Origin of the sequence: Bifidobacterium favimelis (genome assembly GCF_037963085.1) — a bacterium.
Lineage (GTDB): Bacteria > Actinomycetota > Actinomycetes > Actinomycetales > Bifidobacteriaceae > Bombiscardovia > Bombiscardovia favimelis.
Window position 1 is genome coordinate 1,405,455 of record NZ_JBANDZ010000001.1, and the last position, 619, is coordinate 1,406,073.

Genomic DNA, 619 nt, shown 5'->3' on the forward strand with positions numbered 1-619 from the left:
GGGCGGCGACAGTCATGACCCAACCCCGGGCATGGTGGCCAAACCCTCCAGCGTCGATACCTGGACCCCGGTCATCGCCGGAGGCAACTACCATTCCCTGGCCATCGGCTCGGACGGCAACCTCTACACCTGGGGAGACAACGAATACGGGCAGCTGGGGCGCAACACCGACATGAATGACAGGGACGGGAACCCCGTGAGTGTTGCACTTCCTTATCTGGTTGTGCTGACGGGTGTGGAGTTCGACGGCCAGGCGGCCACGGGCCTGACGGCCAATGCGGACGGCTCCTGGACGGCGGCCACCCCCGCCCACGCGGCAGGCCAGGCCGACGTGACCATCTCCTGGACCCTCAACGGCACCCCCCAACCCGACCAGCACCTGACCTACACCTACGAGCCCGCGCCACCGGCCATACGCACCGTCACCTTCGACCCGGCCGGCGGCACCCCCGTCCCGCCCCAACAGGTCACCGACGGGCAGAAAGCCGCCAGACCCGCCGACCCCACCAGGGACGGCCACCGGTTCAACGGCTGGTACGACGGAAGCCAGGCCTACGACTTCGACCAACCCGTCACCCGCGACCTGACCCTCACCGCCCACTGGACACCCGACACCACC

Annotated in this window: 1 protein-coding gene; it reads left to right on the forward strand. The window is 68.5% G+C overall.

The window, feature by feature from the left end; genetic code table 11:
* A partial coding sequence (locus tag V6584_RS05700) for an InlB B-repeat-containing protein (RefSeq protein ID WP_340486252.1) occupies positions 1-619 on the forward strand: 619 nt, incomplete at both ends.